The organism is Gammaproteobacteria bacterium, assembly GCA_016716465.1.
GTDB lineage: Bacteria > Pseudomonadota > Gammaproteobacteria > SZUA-140 > SZUA-140 > JADJWH01.
The window spans coordinates 493,969-508,377 of the sequence record JADJWH010000004.1; the positions used below are offsets into that span (position 1 = coordinate 493,969).

General features: G+C 66.9%; 18 protein-coding genes. 11 read left to right on the forward strand and 7 right to left on the reverse strand.

From position 1 onward, the window contains the following. Positions 1-8 precede the first annotated feature (8 nt). The 10 genes from gspF to IPM20_10035 are packed head-to-tail and all read left to right on the forward strand — an operon-like array spanning position 9 to position 6,635. Complete coding sequence (gene gspF / locus IPM20_09990) at positions 9-1,226, forward strand: type II secretion system inner membrane protein GspF (GenBank protein MBK9131945.1); 1,218 nt, start codon at positions 9-11, stop codon at positions 1,224-1,226. Positions 1,227-1,259: 33 nt separating this feature from the next. Then, entirely contained in the window at positions 1,260-1,673 is a 414-nt protein-coding gene (gene gspG / locus IPM20_09995) for a type II secretion system major pseudopilin GspG (GenBank protein ID MBK9131946.1), read from the forward strand. 9 nt (positions 1,674-1,682) lie between these two features. Beyond that, positions 1,683-2,213, forward strand: coding sequence for a type II secretion system minor pseudopilin GspH (gspH, locus tag IPM20_10000; GenBank protein ID MBK9131947.1), 531 nt, complete (start codon positions 1,683-1,685; stop codon positions 2,211-2,213). Beyond that, positions 2,210-2,635 (forward strand): type II secretion system minor pseudopilin GspI, encoded by a 426-nt coding sequence (gspI, locus tag IPM20_10005; protein ID MBK9131948.1) that lies wholly within the window; start codon positions 2,210-2,212, stop codon positions 2,633-2,635. The genes gspH and gspI overlap by 4 nt, the downstream gene beginning before the upstream one ends. After that, positions 2,632-3,228: a type II secretion system minor pseudopilin GspJ gene (gspJ, locus tag IPM20_10010; protein MBK9131949.1), complete on the forward strand. Its 597-nt coding sequence runs from the start codon at positions 2,632-2,634 to the stop codon at positions 3,226-3,228. The genes gspI and gspJ overlap by 4 nt, the downstream gene beginning before the upstream one ends. Continuing rightward, positions 3,225-4,163 (forward strand): type II secretion system minor pseudopilin GspK, encoded by a 939-nt coding sequence (gene gspK, locus IPM20_10015; protein ID MBK9131950.1) that lies wholly within the window; start codon positions 3,225-3,227, stop codon positions 4,161-4,163. The genes gspJ and gspK overlap by 4 nt, the downstream gene beginning before the upstream one ends. Before the next feature lies 1 nt (position 4,164). Then, complete coding sequence (locus IPM20_10020) at positions 4,165-4,617, forward strand: hypothetical protein (GenBank protein ID MBK9131951.1); 453 nt, start codon at positions 4,165-4,167, stop codon at positions 4,615-4,617. Further along, on the forward strand, positions 4,502-5,386 hold the full coding sequence (locus IPM20_10025) for a hypothetical protein (protein ID MBK9131952.1): 885 nt from the start codon (positions 4,502-4,504) through the stop codon (positions 5,384-5,386). Before IPM20_10020 ends, IPM20_10025 begins: the two co-directional genes overlap by 116 nt. Continuing rightward, positions 5,383-5,868, forward strand: a complete 486-nt coding sequence (locus IPM20_10030; GenBank protein ID MBK9131953.1) for a type II secretion system protein M — start codon at positions 5,383-5,385, stop codon at positions 5,866-5,868. Before IPM20_10025 ends, IPM20_10030 begins: the two co-directional genes overlap by 4 nt. Further along, a complete protein-coding gene (locus IPM20_10035) occupies positions 5,865-6,635 on the forward strand; it encodes a type II secretion system protein N (GenBank protein ID MBK9131954.1) in 771 nt (256 codons plus the stop codon). Before IPM20_10030 ends, IPM20_10035 begins: the two co-directional genes overlap by 4 nt. Before the next feature lie 56 nt (positions 6,636-6,691). Here IPM20_10035 and rho read toward each other — a convergent pair whose 3' ends face one another. Continuing rightward, on the reverse strand, positions 6,692-7,948 hold the full coding sequence (rho, locus tag IPM20_10040) for a transcription termination factor Rho (protein ID MBK9131955.1): 1,257 nt from the start codon (positions 7,946-7,948) through the stop codon (positions 6,692-6,694). A gap of 217 nt (positions 7,949-8,165) precedes the next feature. Continuing rightward, entirely contained in the window at positions 8,166-8,492 is a 327-nt protein-coding gene (trxA, locus tag IPM20_10045) for a thioredoxin TrxA (GenBank protein MBK9131956.1), read from the reverse strand. Between the two features lie 147 nt (positions 8,493-8,639). Here trxA and IPM20_10050 point away from each other — a divergent pair, with 147 nt between their 5' ends. Continuing rightward, on the forward strand, positions 8,640-9,944 hold the full coding sequence (locus IPM20_10050; protein ID MBK9131957.1) for a DEAD/DEAH box helicase: 1,305 nt from the start codon (positions 8,640-8,642) through the stop codon (positions 9,942-9,944). Between the two features lie 12 nt (positions 9,945-9,956). Here the strand turns inward: IPM20_10050 and IPM20_10055 are convergent, their stop codons facing one another. From IPM20_10055 to hemC, 5 genes are read right to left on the reverse strand one after another with little or no spacing between them, the layout of a single operon-like run. Further along, positions 9,957-10,304 (reverse strand): Rieske 2Fe-2S domain-containing protein, encoded by a 348-nt coding sequence (locus IPM20_10055; GenBank protein MBK9131958.1) that lies wholly within the window; start codon positions 10,302-10,304, stop codon positions 9,957-9,959. 5 nt (positions 10,305-10,309) lie between these two features. Next, entirely contained in the window at positions 10,310-11,527 is a 1,218-nt protein-coding gene (locus IPM20_10060; GenBank protein MBK9131959.1) for a heme biosynthesis protein HemY, read from the reverse strand. Further along, positions 11,524-12,618: a uroporphyrinogen-III C-methyltransferase gene (locus IPM20_10065; GenBank protein ID MBK9131960.1), complete on the reverse strand. Its 1,095-nt coding sequence runs from the start codon at positions 12,616-12,618 to the stop codon at positions 11,524-11,526. Before IPM20_10065 ends, IPM20_10060 begins: the two co-directional genes overlap by 4 nt. Next, the gene (locus IPM20_10070) at positions 12,605-13,435 is read right to left on the reverse strand and encodes a uroporphyrinogen-III synthase (GenBank protein ID MBK9131961.1); all 831 of its coding nucleotides are present in this window, start codon (positions 13,433-13,435) and stop codon (positions 12,605-12,607) included. Before IPM20_10070 ends, IPM20_10065 begins: the two co-directional genes overlap by 14 nt. Beyond that, a complete protein-coding gene (gene hemC / locus IPM20_10075; protein MBK9131962.1) occupies positions 13,416-14,348 on the reverse strand; it encodes a hydroxymethylbilane synthase in 933 nt (310 codons plus the stop codon). The genes IPM20_10070 and hemC overlap by 20 nt, the downstream gene beginning before the upstream one ends. Positions 14,349-14,409: the final 61 nt, after the last annotated feature.

Sequence of the window (14,409 nt, forward strand, 5' to 3'; positions counted from 1 at the left end):
GACCGCACATGGGAGCCTATGAATTCACCGCGCTGGACGACGGCGGACGCGAGCGCAAGGGCGTGCTCGAGGGCGACACGCCGCGCCAGATCCGCCAGTTGCTGCGCGACAAGGGCTGGGCGCCGCTCACGGTCGCCGAGGTGGCGCAGCGCGAACGCGAGCGGGAACGCGGCATCTCCTCCTTCCGGCGCGGGGCCAGCGCGGCCGACATCGCGCTGATCACGCGCCAGTTCGCGACCCTGGTGCGCTCCGGGCTGCCGATCGAGGAGGCCCTGCGCACGATCGCCGAGCAATCCGAGAAGGCGCGCCTCAAGAGCATGCTGGTGGCGGTGCGCGCGCGCATCATGGAGGGCCAGTCGCTGGCGAACGCGCTGTCCGGCTTTCCGCGCGCGTTTTCCGACCTCTACCGCGCGACGGTCGCCGCCGGCGAGCAGTCGGGACATCTCGACACCGTGCTCGACCGGCTCGCCGACTACACCGAGGGTCGCCAGGCGATCCGCCAGAAGGTGGCGCTGTCGCTGATCTATCCGGTGCTGGTGATCGTGGTCGCGGTTCTCGTCGTGCTGCTGTTGCTGGCCTACGTGGTACCGCAGGTCGTCAGCGTGTTCGAAAACATGGGACAGGAACTGCCGCTGCTGACGCGCGGCCTGATCGCGGCGAGCGACTTCGTCCGTTCCTCGGGAGCGGTGCTCGGCGTCCTGTTGCTCGCGGCCATCATCGGCCTGCGCCTGATGCTGCGCCGCCCCGGGGTGCGCAAGCGCTTTCACCGTGCACAGCTTTCGCTGCCGCTGGTATCGCGCCTGGTGCGCGGCATGAACGCCGCCCGCTTCGCCCGCACGCTCAGTATCCTGGCCGAGAGCGGGGTGCCGGTGCTGGAAAGCCTGCACATCTCCGCCGAGGTGGTCACCAACCTGCCGATGCGCGAGGCCGTCACGACCGCGGCGCGCCAGGTGCGCGAAGGCGCCAGTCTGCACAAATCACTCGAACGCAGCGGCTATTTCCCGCCCATGACCATCCACCTGATCGCGAGCGGCGAGGCGAGCGGCAACCTCGAGGTGATGCTGGAACGGGCCGCGAGCAGCCAGGAACGCGAACTGGAGGCGGTTGCGCAGACCATCACCGGCCTGCTCGGACCGTTTCTGATCCTGATCATGGGCGGTATAGTACTGCTCATCGTGCTGGCGATACTGCTGCCGATCTTCAACATGAACCAACTGGTCGTTTAACCCAAGAGACAGACGCACATGACACATGCACGCATGAAGGCACAGCCATCCACCCGGGCGCGCCGGCGGGGTGCCGGATTCACCCTGATCGAGGTGCTCGTCGTGGTGGTGATCCTCGGCATCCTGGCCGCGATCATCGTGCCCAACCTGATGGAGAAACCCGGACAGGCCCGCGTCACCAAGGCCAAGGCGGACATCCGCGCGGTCGAGAGCGCGCTCAACATGTACCGGCTCGACCGCCATGTCTACCCGACGACGGACGAAGGGCTGGATTCACTGGTGCCGACCTATCTGCCCCGCGCGCCGATGGATCCCTGGGATCGCCCCTACCAGTACCTGAATCCGGGCACGCAGGGCGGCGCCTTCGACCTCTACACCCTGGGCCGCGACGGCCAACAGGGCGGCGAGGGTGAAGACGCCGATATCGGCAACTGGAACCTGGAATAATGAGGCTGCATGACCCGGAGCCTGTCCGCGCTGGGTTGCACGCGCCACGCGCCGGGGCGCGCCGCAGGTTTTACCCTGCTCGAGATCCTGGTCGTCGTCCTGATCATCGGCATCGTGCTCACGCTCGCCACGCTGACGCTTCGCGACGATATCCATGAGCGCCTGAAGACCGAGGGCCGACGCCTGGCGGCCCTGCTGACGCTCGCCAGCCAGGAAACGGTGCTGCAGGGCGCCGAAATGGCGGTGGTCTTCTCGCCGCAGGGCTACCGCTTCCAGGTGCTGGAAGAGGAAAAGTGGGTCGACACCGAAGACCCCGTGTTGCGCAAACGCCAGCTGCCGGAAGATCTGACGCTCTTCATCGAGGTCGACGGCGAAGCGCCGGGTGGGGATGGAAAGGACAAAGACGCGAAGGAACCGCGGGTCTACCTGTTCTCGAGCGGCGAGATGACGCCCTTCACCGTCACGCTGAAGGACCGGAACAGCACCGCGACCTATCAAGCGAGCGCGGACTTCGGCGGCGAGTTCACCTTCGAGCCATGACCCTGCCGCACCCGCATTCACCGGCGCAACACCCCGCGCGGCACACCGTCGGCGGAACACGCGCGCGCGGTTTCACCCTGATCGAGATCCTGGTCGCGCTGGCGGTCATCGCCATCGCCCTCGCCGCCATCGTCGGCGAGACGGCGCAAAGCCTCAACAATGCCGCACGACTGATCGACCACACGCTGGCGCACTGGGTTGCGATGAACCGGATCACCGAACAGCAACTGAGCCCGAGCTGGCCGGCGGTCGGTATCACCACGGGTTCGGCCGAACTGGCCGATCGCGAATGGTTCTGGACCCTGAAGGTCTCCAGCACCGAGGACGCCGATGTACGCCGCCTCGACATCGAGGTCCGCGCCGAGAAGGACGCGGAACGGCCGGATTCCACCGCCATCGCCTACCTCGAGCGCCCCTCATGACATCGTCGCAGCGCGGCTTCACCCTGCTCGAACTGCTGGTCGCGCTGGCGATTTTCGCGGTGCTCGGCGTGGCGGCCTATGCCGGCCTCGATGTAGTGCTGGGGGCCAAGGACCGCATCGAGGCGAAGTCCGATCAACTGGGGCGCCTGCAGATGCTGTTCGTGCTGATGGGACGCGACATCGAACAGGCAGCCGACCGCGGCGTGCGCGACAACTTCGGCGATCCGCTGCCGCCGATGTTCGGCAACGATACGGCGCTCGAATTCACCCGCGCGGGCTGGCGCAACCCGGCCGGGCTCAAGCGCAGCGAGCTCCAGCGCGTGTCCTATGGCCTCAGCGACGAGGCGCTAACCCGGGCGAGCTGGGACGTGCTCGATCGGGCGCAGGACAGCGAGCCGCGGCGCGCCCGCCTGCTTGATGACGTCAGCACCCTCGAGATCCGCTATCTGGACGGCACCGGCGAATGGCGCAGCGAATGGCCGGCGGCGGGCGGCACGGGGGCGCAACTGCCCCGGGCCGTCGAGGTCACGCTGGACGTGAAGGAATGGGGACGCATCACGAGGTTGTTCCAGGTGGCGGGATCCTCCTCATGAAACGGTGCCTGCGCACGCGTCAGACCGGCGTCGCCCTGCTCACCGCGCTGCTGATCACCGCGATGGCCGCCGTGGCCGCCGTGGCGATGGCCTCGCGTCAGCAGTTGGACATCCGCCGCACCGGCAATGTCCTCGACGCTGACCAGGCCTACCTGTTCACCCTGGGCGTGGAGTCCTGGGCCAAGCAGGTCCTCGCGCGCGACCGCCGCGACGGCGAGGTCGATCATCCGGAGGAGGACTGGGCGACCGTCCTGCCGCCGATCGCCGTGGAGGGCGCGGTGGTGGCGGGGCGGATCGAAGACCTGCAGGGACGCTTCAACCTCAATGATCTGGTCGACGCCGAGGGCAAGGCCAGCGAGGACGACATCCGGCGTTTCCGCCGCCTGCTCGCCACGCTGGACCTGGACGAGAACCTCGCCGACGCGGTGGTCGACTGGATCGATAGCGATCTCGATCCGCGTTTCCCCAACGGGGCGGAGGACCCGACCTATCTCGGCATGACGCCGCCCTATCGCGCCGCGAATGCTCTCATGGATAGCCCCAGTGAGTTATTATTGGTCAATGGAATCACCCGGGAGGCATACGCTGCGCTGGCGCCGTACGTGACGGCGCTGCCGGCCAGGACCCCGCTCAACGTCAACACCGCGTCAGCCCCGGTGCTCATGGCGCTGAACGAGGGAATCAGTGAATCCGATGCCACCCAGTTGATCGACGAGCGCGGCGACAAGGGCTATCAGACAACAGAGGAATTTCTCGCGCACCCGCTCCTGAAGGAACGCGCGCAGGGTATTACCAACATCAGCGTGTCAACTTCCTACTTTATGATCCATGCAAATGCCCGCTTCGAACGCAGCAAGATGGAACTCCACAGCCTGGTCGTGCGCGGCGCGGATGCGCGCGTCACGGTGATCAGGCGACTCCAGGGCACGGTCTGACATGCGCGACACGCTTTTCATCCATCTCGGCACTCTCCCCGACGGAGCATCGGAATGGATGCGCGTTTCCGACGAAGCGACCGGAACCACGGTCGAACGTGGCGCACTGGAAGAGGCGGGACGGCAATGCGCCGGTTGCCGCGTCGTGGTGCTGGTGCCCGGCGAGGACGTTACGCTGGCGCGCGCCGTCATCCCGGCCCGCAATCGCCAGCGTGTGCTGGCCGCGCTGCCGTACGTACTGGAAGACCGCCTGATACCCGATGTCGAAACCCTGCACTTCGCGCCCGGCATGCGCGAGTCCGGCGGCGCCCTGTGCGCGGCCGTGATCGAGCGCGCGCATGGATCAATGGGTCGAGCGCCTGCGCGCCGCCGGCATCGTGCCCGACATGCTGGTGCCGGACACCCTGACGCTGCCGTTCGAGGCCGGGGCCTGGACCGTGCTGGACAAGGGTGAGATCAGCCTGGTGCGCACCGCCGCGCAGGGCGGCTTCACGCTCGACAGCGCCAATTTCGCACTGCTGCTCCCGCTCAGTGTGGATGAGGCGGGCGATCAGCGCCCCGAACGCGTGGTCCTCTACGATGATGCGCACAAACTCGCCGTCGAATTCCCCAAGGATTCCGGCGTACACGTCGAATGGCGCGCCGTCAGCGGCAGCCGCCTGGCGTTGATGGTGCAGCATTTCAGCGAACAGGCCGCGATCAACCTGCTGCAGGGCGACTACAGCCGGCGCGAACAGCTGGGGCGGGTGTGGCGGCCCTGGATCCCGGCCGCCCTGCTGCTGGCCACACTGCTGCTGGTCAACGCCGGCATGACCGTTGCCGACTACGTCGTGCTGTCGCGCGAGAACGCGGCGCTGGAAAAGGAGATTCAGGCGATCTATCTTGACGCCTTCCCCGAGGCGCGGCGGGTGGTCAATCCGCGCGCCCAGATGGAACAGGGGCTGGCGACCCTGCGCGGCGGGGGCGGGGGCGGCGGCGGCTTCCTCGCCCTGATGAACGACGCGGCCGGCCCGCTCAAGCAGATCGACAACCTCATCCTGCAACGGGTGAGCTACCACGACGGCAAGCTCGATCTCGCACTGGTGATCGGCGACCTGCAGGCGCTCGACCGGCTCAAGCAGCAATTGAGCGAGCAGGCCGGCATGACGGTGGAAATTCAGTCCGCGAGTGCGCTCAACGACCGCGTCGAGGCGCGGCTGCAACTGGTGAAACGAGGCTCATGAAACAGTTCATCGCCAATCTGAGCGACCGCGAACGGGTGCTGCTGGCCGGCGGCGGCGGCGCAGCCCTGCTCCTGCTGCTGTTCCTCATTGCCTGGCATCCGTTCAGTCGCCACGTCGAGCGGCTGGACGAGAACGTGGCGGCGCAACGCGAATTGCGCCTGTGGATGCAACAGGCGGCGGCGGAAGCCAAGCGCCTGCGCAGCAGCGCCCCCGCGCGCCGGGGTGGCGGCCAGTCGCTGCTGGCTGCGGCGGACAGCACGGCACGCCAGCACGGTCTCGCCGCCGCCATGAAGCGGGTTGAACCGGACGGTGCCGACAAGGTGCGTATCCGGCTCGAGCAGGCCGGCTTCGATGACATGACGCGCTGGCTCGAACTGCTGGTGCGCGAGCACGGCGTGCGCATCGAATCGATCACCATCGATGGCAGAAATCAGTCGGGCACCGTGGACGCCCGCCTGACGCTGCAGGCGGGTACCTCATGAAGCGCCTGCTCGGACTCGGCCTGCTGGCGGCCTGTGCCTACCTGATATTCGTGATCATCCAGCTGCCGGCCGCGCATCTCTACGCCTGGCTGCAGCCGCGCGTCGGGACGTCGGTCCAGCTCTACCAGATCGGCGGTACCCTGTGGGACGGGCATGCCGCCGCCGCCATCGCCGGCAAGACGCGCATCGAGGCGCCCGCCTGGCGGTTCCGGCCGCGCGGCCTGTTACTGGGGCGGGTCGAATACGAGCTTGCGGGCAGGCTGGGAGCGGCGCCATTCACGGCCGTCGTCGGCCGCGGTCTCGGCTCCGTACTCTACGCCGACGATGTCCAGCTTGCGCTTCCGCTCAACGAGGCCCTGCGTTTCCTAGACCTGCACGATGTCGGTTTCAGCGGCCAGTTCAAGGTCGAGGCACGACACGTCGAGATCGATGGCGGGAAGATCGCCGCCCTCGATGCGATGCTGAGCGTCGCGGACGCCGCCATCTCCGCGCCGGTCAACGTCGGGCTGGGCGGCGCCGCCATGCGACTGGAATCGAGCGGGGAAATCATCAAGGGGATCCTGAAGGACAGCGGCGGCCCGCTGCAGGCGGACGGTGTGCTGATCTATCAGCCGAGCGGCGAATATCAGCTCACACTCGGCCTCAGCGCGCGCGATCCGAATGATGTCCAGCTGCGCCAGGCGCTGCGCTTCCTCGGCACGCCCAACGCGGCCGGCAAGGTGAGTCTGAGCCGGCGTGGCCGCATCGATCTCGCCAGCTACCTGTAAACCGCAAGCGGGAATCCCTGCGCGGGAGTGCGGCGAAAACACGCCGCAACAGGATATCAGCGCTTCATCGAGTCGAAGAAGTCGGCGTTGTTCTTGGTGGCCTTGAGCTTGTCGATGAGGAACTCGATCGCCGCCAGTTCGTCCATCGAGTGCAGCAGCTTGCGCAGGATCCACATCTTCTGCAACTCGTCCTGGTCGGTGAGCAACTCTTCACGACGGGTGCCGGAGCGGTTGATGTTGATCGCCGGGTAGATGCGCTTCTCAGCGATGCGGCGGTCGAGGTGGATCTCCATGTTGCCGGTGCCCTTGAACTCCTCGTAGATCACGTCGTCCATGCGCGAACCGGTCTCGACCAGGGCGGTGGCTATTATGGTGAGGCTGCCGCCCTCCTCGATGTTGCGCGCGGCGCCGAAGAAGCGCTTGGGGCGCTGCAGCGCGTTGGCGTCGACACCGCCGGTCAGCACCTTGCCGGAGGACGGCACCACGGTGTTGTAGGCGCGGGCGAGACGGGTGATGGAATCGAGCAGGATCACCACATCCTTCTTGTGTTCGACCAGGCGCTTGGCCTTCTCGATCACCATCTCGGCCACCTGCACGTGGCGCGTCGCCGGCTCGTCGAAGGTGCTGGAGATGACTTCGCCGCGCACGGAACGCTCCATCTCGGTCACTTCCTCGGGCCGCTCGTCGATCAGCAGCACGATGAGATGGCACTCCGGACTCTTGACCGCGATCGAGTGCGCGATGTTCTGCAGCATCATCGTCTTGCCCGCCTTGGGCGGCGACACGATCATGCCACGCTGGCCCTTGCCGATCGGCGATACCAGCTCGATCACGCGGGGCGTGATGTCCTCGGTCGTCCCGTTGCCGAGCTCCATCGGCAGGCGCTCGTTGGCGAACAGCGGCGTGAGGTTCTCGAACAGGACCTTGCTCTTCGCCACCTCGGGGGCTTCGTAGTTGATCTCGTTGACCTTGAGCAGGGCGAAATAGCGCTCGCCCTCCTTGGGCGGTCGGATCTTGCCGGAGACGGTGTCGCCGGTGCGCAGGTTGAAGCGGCGGATCTGACTGGGCGAGACGTAGATGTCGTCGGGACCGGCGAGATAGGAACTGTCGGCCGAGCGCAGGAATCCGAAGCCGTCCTGCAGGATCTCCAGCACGCCCTCGCTGTGGATGTCCTCGCCCTTCTTGGCGTGCGCCTTCAGGATCGCGAAGATCACGTCCTGCTTGCGCGAGCGCGCCATCCCTTCGATGTTCATGGAATCGGCCAGCTTGAGGAGGTCGGCCGCGGATTGTTGTTTGAGTTCGTTCAGATTCATAGAGGTCTGTGGGGTTGACGGTGACGATCAGAGAGGAACAGGAAACGCCCGCGCTGCCATGCGGTCCTGCGGTTCTTTGTCAGGAGTTGTACGTTAAAACAAGTGAGAAGATGGTTGCAGAAGGCTGACTGCAACTAGCTGTTGGTATTCGTTTACGGTAACGCTACCACCATTTATCGGCAGCGTCTAGCACTTTTTGCCGCGGGCGGGACCGCCGTCAGATGTTGCTGTCGATGAACGCCGACAGCTGTGACTTGGATACCGCTCCCACCTTGGTCGCCTCGACATTGCCGTTCTTGAACAGCATCAGGGTCGGAATGCCGCGGATGCCGTACTTGGGCGGCGTGGCGGGATTATCGTCGATGTTGAGCTTGGCGACGGTCAGCTTGCCGGCATAGGCGTCCGCGACCTCGTCCAGGATGGGGGCGATCATCTTGCAGGGCCCGCACCACTCGGCCCAGAAATCCACCAGTACCGGCAGATCCGACTTCAGCACCTTCTGCTCGAATTCGCCGTCCGACACATATTTGATGTTCGCACTCACTTACGCTCGCCTCCACTATCGACATCGGGTTCTGTATCATGGTGTCGCTGGCGCCAATTATCAACAAAATGGCGATGCGACACAAACCCGCCGGCGCACCGTGCGACATTCGTCGAAACCGCTGCAAATCTGGTATGCTGTCCGCCCATGAGTGGCAAGCATTTGACGAATATCAGCTTTTCACAGCTGAACCTGCCGGCGCAGTTAAAACAAGCCATTGATGAGATTGGTTTTTCATATTGCACGCCGATCCAGGCCCAGGCCCTGCAACTGGCGCTGGCCGGACACGACGTGTGCGGACAATCGCAGACCGGCACGGGCAAGACGGCGGCGTTCCTGATCGCCCTGCTGAACCGTCTGATCACGCATCCGGCCCCTCCCGGACGCCGCCCCAACCAGCCGCGTGCGATCGCCATCGCGCCGACGCGCGAGCTCGCCCTGCAGATCCACAAGGACGCCCTGGCCCTCGGCGGCTACAGCGGGCTGCACATCGAGGTCGTATACGGCGGCACCGGTTACCGCGAACAGCGCGAGACGGTGGCCCAGGCCGTGGACATCCTGATCGGCACACCCGGCCGCATTATCGACTATTTCAAGCAGCATGTGTTCGATTTCAAGGCCATTGAGGTGGTGGTGCTGGACGAGGCCGACCGCATGTTCGATCTCGGCTTCATCAAGGACATCCGTTTCCTGTTGCGGCGCATGCCACCGCCCGCCAAGCGGCTCAACATGCTGTTCTCGGCCACGCTTTCGCATCGCGTGATGGAACTGGCCTACGAACACATGAACCACCCGCAGCAGATCCGCGTCGAGCGCGAGAGCGTGACGGCGGAGAACATCAAGCAGATCGTCTATTACACCTCGAACGACGAGAAGATCCCGCTGCTGCTCGGCCTGCTGAAGCGGCTGGAACCCAAGCGCATCCTGGTGTTCGTCAACACCAAGGAGGCGGGCAATCTGCTGAGCGAATACCTGTGCGCCAACGGCATCGACGCCGCGATCCTCTCTGGCGACGTGCCGCAGAAGAAGCGCATCAGCCTGCTCAACCGCTTCAGCGCCGGCGACCTGCCGCTGCTGGTGGCCACCGACGTGGCGGCGCGCGGCCTGCATATTCCCGATGTCAGCCACGTGATCAACTACGATCTGCCGCAGGACCCGGAAGACTATGTGCATCGCATCGGGCGCACGGCGCGCGCGGGCGCCAGCGGAGACGCCATCAGCTTCGCCTGTGAGACCTATGCCTTCTCACTGCCCGAGATCGAGGCCTACATCGGCCACAAGATCACTGCGGCGCCGGTCGACCACGATCTGCTTGTCACGCCGAACATACCGGCCAACCTCGCCGCCTCGCGGGGTCGTGAACGCCGCGGTGGACCCGGCCGCAGCCGTGGCGGACGCCCGCCGCGACGCCCGCGCCGCAGCACCCGCCCCCATCACAGCGGGGCGGTCTAGGTACCCTCCCGCTCAATCCGCGACGATCGCGGGTTCATCCAGCCAGAGTTCGGCGCCGCGCATGACCAGGCGGACGGGAACCAGGCACGCCCCCGCGCAGGGCCCGGCCACGCAGAAGCCGTCCGCGATCTCGAACAGGGCGTCATGATTGGCGCACTGAAGATATTTCCCGGTGGTATCCAGAAACCGATCCGGCAGCCAGTTGAGCGGAAGCCCGCGGTGGGGACACTGATTCAGATAGCCGAGGAACTCCCCGTCGTGGCGCACGACGACGATGCCGTGGGAGCAATGCGGCAGCCCCGGATCGAATCCCCGGGCGGCGACATCCGCCAGTTCGGACAGGCGACACAGGAAGGGCATGCGTATCAGTGGGCACCGGCCCACGCCAGCCGCTCCGCATCCGCCTCCTTCAGGGCCAGTCCGCGGCGGTAATACACCAGCGCCGTCTCGCGCTCGCCGATCTTTTCCAGCACGCCGGCGAGCTCATGATACGCCTCATAGGCGCCGCCGCTGCGGATGCAGGACTCCAGGTATTGCCGCGCCTTGCCCCACAGGGCACTGCGCCGGCACAGCCGTCCCACCGTCAGCAACAGGATCGGATCCGTCTCGTGACCAATCAGCCATTCCTCGGCGCGGCGCAGCTGGCGCTCGGGCTGGCTGCCCTCGACCAGCCCGTACAGGTAGATCAGCTCCGGGCTCCATTCCCGGGTCACGCTGCGATACAGAACCGCCTCGGCCTGATCCGGGGCACCGCAGGCGATCAGCCGCTGCGCGTATTCCCGTACCAGCTCCGGACGATGCGTGAGCGTCTTCGGCACGCGCTGCCAGATCTCGCTCAGTGTCGACTCGGCGCCCTGCTCGCCGCTGCGCGCGAGCAGGCTGCGATGGGCCTGCACCTGCAGGCGCTCCGCCAATGCCGGATCGACGACATGATGTTTGCGCAGCGCCGGCAATAACTCGAGCACTTGCTCCCAGTCCCGCGTCTCGCGATACAGGCGCAGCAACAGGCGCAGCATGACGATGTTCTTCGGGTGCTCCGCGCGCACGCGGGAGAGATCCGCCAGGGCCGGACCGTACTGTCCCCGTTCCAGCAGCAGTTCCGCCCGGGTCAGCGCCACCGCCGGCTCCGCCGTCGGGGTATTTTCGCGGGCGAGATCTAGGTAACGGTCGCGCCGCTCGTCGGCACCCTGGGCCTGGGCGGCGCGCGCGGCGCCCAGATAATTCAGCACCGCAACGGTGTCACCATAACCCGCGTACCGGCTCAGGCGCTGCTCGGCGCGCTGATAACGCCCCGTATACAGATCCAGGTAGCCCCGCACCAGGGCGGACTGGGCCCGGCGCGCGGCGTGCCGCCGCCGCCAGTCGCGCAGCCGGCGCGGGAGCCGCAGCAGGTGACCGCCCAGCCGGGCGGCCAGGTACAACAGGATCACTGAGCCCAGCAGCACGACCACCGCCAGCGCCAGGCTCAACTCGACGACCCAGTCGCGGTACTGCACCATCACGTAGCCGGGGTCGTAATAGGCGAACAGCGCCACCGCCAGCACGAACAGCAGGGCGATCAGGGTGGAGAAAAGCCACTTCATGCGCCGGCGTCCGCGCCGCGCCGGCGCTTCAGTGCTGTCTGCAACGCTTCCAGGGAACCGGAGATCTCCGGCAAAGCCGGCGCGATACTCACCTGATCCATCGCCTGCAGACGGGTGACAACGGACGCCACCGCGGGGTTACCGTCGTCGTAGTACTTACGCAGCCAGGATTGCGCCGCGGACAGACTGGCATGGAAATTCCGCTCGTCGCGGGCGAGCAGGGCGACCCGCGCCGATTCCAGCTTGAGATACAGATTCTGGGTCAGAAACAACTGCTGTCCCGGCTCGATCAATGGCGGCTCGCCGCCCTCCCGCCGCCGCACCACCACCAGACTCCTGAGTGCGGCCCATACGTCGCGCAGCACGGCGCGCCATTGCGACGGCTCGGCGCTGGCGCCACCCGTCGCCGATCCCTCCGCATCCGTCGACGCCAGCATCTCGTGTCGGAGCAGCAGGGAACCCAGTTCCCCCTGCAGGCTCGCCAGGGTATAGGCCATGCCGGAGACATCCGGTCGCGGCACCGCCGCGAGCGCCGCGATCTCCTGTGCCAGCCGCCGCCGCACCTCGGCGAACAGCGGGTCGCCCAGCGCCTGCAGACGCCGGTCGGCGCTGTCCAGGGCGCGCTGTGCGGTATCGACGTCACCGGCCAGAAGCATACTGTCGTTGGCCATGCGCAGCAGCCGCTCGACATCCGCCGGCTCCACGCGCTGCTGCGCATCGCGGCGCAGCAGCGCCTCGATCTCGGCCAGCCCCGCAGCGACCTCCGGCACCTTAGCTTCGAGACCGGCCAGCTGCGCGGCAAGCTCGTCCTGCCGCTGATCGGCGTATTGCAGCGCCGTCGCCAGTTCCTCCACACGCTGCGCCTGCGCCTGTTGTTGCGCCGCCAGCTGCCGCTCGAGGTAGTAACCCGCCGCGATGCCGCCGCCGGCGCACAGCAGGGCGAGAAACGCGATGGCGAGGGCCCAGCCGCGCCTGCCGGAGGCGGCCGGCGCCGGGGCCGCCGCGGGCGCCGGGGGTTCGATGGAACCGGGGTCGCGGATCTGCGGTACCGCGTCATCGTCCATGACCGGCTTGTTGTCAATGTGCTGCATGTGTCCCGTCCTCGCTCCCTTCACGTGCCACGCACCACCAGCTGCGGATGGCCGCGAGCAGACCTTCATCGCTCGCCTCAATGGCCACCCGGGCGGGGTGGAGAAATCCCAGTTCAGCCGCAAGCTGCGCCGCGCGCGCGCTGATGACGATCAGCTGCCGCCTGAGCAGCCAGTCACGTCCATCCGCGCCGGCCAGCAGATACAGATTGCTCAGGCCCTCGTTGCTGGTGACCACTATCGTATCAATATTATCCTCGCCCGCGATGCGCCGCAGCCCGGCGCCGCTCGCGGCCGGCAGGACCCGGCAATACGCCTCGACATGTTCGACCTCGGCGCCGCGCGCGCGCAAGGTCTCGGCGAGCAGTTCGCGGCCATCCTGGGCACGGAATATGACGATGCGCCGGCCCGCGACGTTCCGCAGCGCCTCGAGCTCGAGCAGGCCTTCGCTGTTGAATTCGCGCGGCGGGAGGATGTCCGCGTGCAGGCCGTGTTGCGCCAGCGCGGCAGCGCTGCCGCGTCCGACGGCAGCCAGCCGCACGGCCGGCGGCCAGGGCCGGCCGCCGAGCTCGGCGCAGACGCGGTCCACCGCGTTGCCGCTCACGAAGATCGCGATATCGAACCGGTCCAGGCGTGCGAGCAGATCCGCCAGCGCATCCGGATCACCCGGCGCGGCGATCTCGATCACGGGAAGCGTCTGGGCACGGCCGCCCGCGCGGGCGATCAGCGCGCACAGGCGTTGTGCCTGATGTTCGGGGCGCGTAACCAGAACGCGGCAGCCGGCCAGATCCGATCCCGGTTCAGCGGCCGCCGTAGACATGGCTCAGGATCGCATCCGCCCCGCGGCCGAGCAATTCCTCCGCCAGCCCGGCACCGATCGCGGCGGCCTCCGTCGCGGTGCCCTCGGCGTGGCCGCGGATGATCCGGCTGCCATCGGGATAGCCGACCAGGCCGCGCAGGACAACGGTATCGCCCTGCAGGACGGCATGACCGGCGATCGGCACCTGGCAGCCGCCCTGCAGTCGCTCGTTCAGCGCGCGTTCCGCCGCGATGCAGATCTGCGTGCCGCGGTCGTTGAGCGGGGCGATCAGCGCATTGACGGCGGTATCCCCTGCCCGGCACTCGATGCCGATCACGCCCTGACCGATCGCGGGCAGACAGACCTCGGTGTCCAGCGACTGCGTGATCCGCTCCGCCATGCCGAGACGGATCAGGCCGGCGCTGGCGAGAACAATGGCGTCGTACTCGTCCTCGGCCAGGCGGCGCAGGCGCGTACCGACGTTGCCGCGCAGGCTGAGGATCTCGAGGTCGGGACGCAGCGCGTGCAGCTGCGCCTGGCGGCGCAGGCTGGAGGTGCCGACGCGCGCCCGCTGCGGCAGCCGGTCCAGGCGGTCGTAGCGGTGCGACACGAAGGCGTCGCGTGGCTCCTCCCGCGCGAGCACCACGGGCAGATGCAGGCCCGCCGGCAGCTCCACCGGCACATCCTTCATGGAATGCACGGCGATATCGGTGTGATGTTCAAGCAGGCTCTGTTCGAGCTCTTTCACGAACAGACCCTTGCCGCCGATCTTCGCCAGCGGGGAATCCAGGATCTTGTCGCCCTGGGTGCTCATCATCACCAGGTCCACCTGCAGGCCGGGATGCGCCTGCTCCAGCAGACTGCGGACATAGCCGGCCTGCCAGAGGGCCAGCGGGCTCTTGCGGGTGGCGATACGGATGCGGTTGACGGTCATGCGCTGGGAACCCGGACTCCGGATGCGAAGTGCCCATATGCTAAGGGCTGCTGCACGGGCA

Bases quoted from the DNA above. Each gene is read 5' to 3' on its own strand.
- gspF (MBK9131945.1), top strand. From the start codon at position 9: ATGGGAGCCTATGAATTCACCGCGCTGGACGACGGCGGACGCGAGCGC.
- gspG (MBK9131946.1), top strand. From the start codon at position 1,260: ATGAAGGCACAGCCATCCACCCGGGCGCGCCGGCGGGGTGCCGGATTC.
- gspH (MBK9131947.1), top strand. From the start codon at position 1,683: ATGACCCGGAGCCTGTCCGCGCTGGGTTGCACGCGCCACGCGCCGGGG.
- gspI (MBK9131948.1), top strand. From the start codon at position 2,210: ATGACCCTGCCGCACCCGCATTCACCGGCGCAACACCCCGCGCGGCAC.
- gspJ (MBK9131949.1), top strand. From the start codon at position 2,632: ATGACATCGTCGCAGCGCGGCTTCACCCTGCTCGAACTGCTGGTCGCG.
- gspK (MBK9131950.1), top strand. From the start codon at position 3,225: ATGAAACGGTGCCTGCGCACGCGTCAGACCGGCGTCGCCCTGCTCACC.
- IPM20_10020 (MBK9131951.1), top strand. From the start codon at position 4,165: ATGCGCGACACGCTTTTCATCCATCTCGGCACTCTCCCCGACGGAGCA.
- IPM20_10025 (MBK9131952.1), top strand. From the start codon at position 4,502: ATGGATCAATGGGTCGAGCGCCTGCGCGCCGCCGGCATCGTGCCCGAC.
- IPM20_10030 (MBK9131953.1), top strand. From the start codon at position 5,383: ATGAAACAGTTCATCGCCAATCTGAGCGACCGCGAACGGGTGCTGCTG.
- IPM20_10035 (MBK9131954.1), top strand. From the start codon at position 5,865: ATGAAGCGCCTGCTCGGACTCGGCCTGCTGGCGGCCTGTGCCTACCTG.
- rho (MBK9131955.1), bottom strand. From the start codon at position 7,948: ATGAATCTGAACGAACTCAAACAACAATCCGCGGCCGACCTCCTCAAG.
- IPM20_10050 (MBK9131957.1), top strand. From the start codon at position 8,640: ATGAGTGGCAAGCATTTGACGAATATCAGCTTTTCACAGCTGAACCTG.
- IPM20_10055 (MBK9131958.1), bottom strand. From the start codon at position 10,304: ATGCCCTTCCTGTGTCGCCTGTCCGAACTGGCGGATGTCGCCGCCCGG.
- IPM20_10060 (MBK9131959.1), bottom strand. From the start codon at position 11,527: ATGAAGTGGCTTTTCTCCACCCTGATCGCCCTGCTGTTCGTGCTGGCG.
- IPM20_10065 (MBK9131960.1), bottom strand. From the start codon at position 12,618: ATGCAGCACATTGACAACAAGCCGGTCATGGACGATGACGCGGTACCG.
- IPM20_10070 (MBK9131961.1), bottom strand. From the start codon at position 13,435: ATGTCTACGGCGGCCGCTGAACCGGGATCGGATCTGGCCGGCTGCCGC.
- hemC (MBK9131962.1), bottom strand. From the start codon at position 14,348: ATGACCGTCAACCGCATCCGTATCGCCACCCGCAAGAGCCCGCTGGCC.